This window comes from Moorena sp. SIO2C4, from assembly GCF_010672485.1.
Taxonomy (GTDB): domain Bacteria; phylum Cyanobacteriota; class Cyanobacteriia; order Cyanobacteriales; family Coleofasciculaceae; genus Moorena; species Moorena producens.
Genome location: NZ_JAAHGN010001096.1, coordinates 1 through 2,439, shown reverse-complemented (window position 1 = coordinate 2,439; position 2,439 = coordinate 1). Strand labels below are relative to the sequence as shown.

Here is a 2,439-nt window from a genome sequence, read left to right as displayed (position 1 = left end):
CCTTTTATGTAGCTGACCTAGGGGATATGTCCTTTACCCTCGGCTTATCAGGATGGACAGCTAACGATTGGGCACAAGCGGGTAACTTTGACTTAATGGCACCCCGTGCAGATGTAGACCAGTGGACTCAACAACTCATTTTTGACGCACTCAGAGAAAACTGGGTCGAAAGTCCCCACAGTCTCGCCCAGCGCTTAGACTTAAGCCCGACTGCTGTCCTAGGTGCCTTAGGAGCTTACACCCAAGCCGGACGAGCCATTTACGACTTAAACAAGCAAGTATATCGAGTCCGGGAACTATCTCGAGAGCCCTTACCCATGGAACGGTTACGGTTTGCCAATCAGCGAGAAGAAACAGCAACCCGCTTCTTAAGTAACAATGCCGTACAAGTAACCTCAGTAAAAGACACTCAAGGTACACTCCAGCTACAGGGAAATGTCAGAGATAAAAGCAAAACCTATAATCCCGCTTTGACAATTGATCCCGATGAGCGTATAATAGCGGCAGAGTGTACCTGTAATTGGTATCAGCAAAATAAGCTGTACAAAGGTCCTTGTGAACACATTCTGGCGTTGCGGATGCAGCACGCTCGTCAGTCTCAATAAATCACGTCCATTCCAGCAGTTGGTAAACAGCCTTGCAATCTGGGCGGTGGATCGCCGTCCCTGCGATAAGTTCAACCACGCATCACTAGCCTGCTCGTGACTGTGCGGGCTATCGGGTGCTATCGCTATTACGGTTTCGTTTTCCTAAAACTAATTAGCGATAGCACCCGAGCCCGCTTGAGTTGAGCAGTCTAGTCCGAGGGAGTTTACGAAGGGGTAACCAACGGATTGGGCGTGTTTTTTTGGTGTTGCTTAATCTGGGAATGGTTAACCAGAAAAGGTAATTTTTTGAGATTTGAAATATAGTCATTTCAAATAACAATGGAACACTTTTTCGTATGAAACCCAATTAGAGCAATAAATAGTTTTCTCAATATAAATTGAAATGACTCTAATAAATAAGAAGGGCATTGCTTGATTGAGCAATGCCGATACTTTTGCTCCATCTTGGATAGTGAGTTGAAGAATTGATGGTAGAATTACATTCTCTTTTACCTAACACTAATTAATCGAGTTGCCCAACTAACCATAAAAAAACCATTAACAATTAACGATTTAGGTTCCTCCAATCTGAATATTGCGCACCCGCACCGGGACACAAGCATGGGTCATTTGAGCAATTTGTATCGGTTCGCCTTTACCACACATATGGGTACCAAACTGCTCCTGTTCCGAAGCTACTCCAATGGCATCAATACTATTCCAGAAATCAGTACTCATAGAATGATAGGTGACATCCTTGAGCATGCCCACTACTTTACCTTTCTCCACCTTCCAGAAAGCATCTCCACCAAACTGAAAATTACGTCGCTGCTGGTCAATGGAGAAACTACCTCTACCATCAATTAAAATCCCTTCCTCAGTCTCAGCAATCATTTCTGCGAGTGTGGCAGAGTGACTTCCTCCCTCTGCTCCCGGTTCCAACCCTAAATTAGGAATCCGCACCATCGGTACACTTGACCAACTATCCGCGTAAGCGCAACCGTTACTACTGGCATTACCTAGTCGATAAGCGGTTTCCCGGTCAGTGAGGTAGTCTACTAAAATGCCATCCTTGACAACATACCAATCTTGTGCAGGTACCCCCTCATCATCATAGCCTAAAGTACTACGTCCCCCCGATTGAGTGCGATCGCATTTAAAATTCACCCAAGGAGCAGCATATTGCAGCTTGCCCAATTTATCAGTAGTGGCAAAGCTAGTACCAGCAAAATTCGACTCATAGCCATACACCCGATCTAGTTCCGTAGGGTGTCCCACCGATTCATGAATCGTTAGGTGGAGATGACTAGGCTTCAGAATCAGAGTGCTGCGAATACCAGAAGATCCTTTAGGAGCATGAACCTTCTCTATTGCTTCTTCTGCTACCCGTTCTACCTGATTCAAAAGGTCTGGGGGTTGAATATGCTCGTAACCGATATTTAAAGGTGGACGCTCATAGCTACGGCTTTGAGCATCCCCATTAGCAACTGCTGTACAACCCATACCTGGATAGCTGCGGTAGATAGTCTGTTCAATTAGGGAATCAACAGTAGACGCAAAAATCTTGTCTTCACGAGTAAAACGCAGGAAAGAGTAAGCCTTTTTAATTCCGCGATCGCTATAGCTAAGCAATTGATTATTGATACGCAATAGTAAATCTGCTTTCTCAGTAATCGGTATAGTAAACGGGTCAATTTCGATCGGAGTAATATAGGTATCGCGATACGCTTTTACTGGGGCTAATCTTACCTGTGTTTGCTAAGAAAGGCGGCTACCTTTAGCAATCTCCACAGCTAAAGCCACCATTCGTTCCACTTCCTCTGGAGTTTTATAGGGACTAGCCGCAAAGCCA

At 45.0% G+C, this 2,439-nt stretch carries 1 protein-coding gene and 1 pseudogene; one reads left to right on the top strand and one right to left on the bottom strand.

Annotated features, from left to right (window positions below):
- The coding region (locus tag F6K20_RS34165) for an SWIM zinc finger family protein (RefSeq protein WP_287297749.1) at positions 1 to 605 on the top strand (605 nt) is incomplete at its 5' end.
- A 555-nt stretch (positions 606 to 1,160) separates the two neighbouring features.
- Here F6K20_RS34165 and F6K20_RS34160 read toward each other — a convergent pair.
- Positions 1,161 to 2,439 (bottom strand): annotated as a pseudogene (locus tag F6K20_RS34160) (TldD/PmbA family protein); the annotation flags it as partial.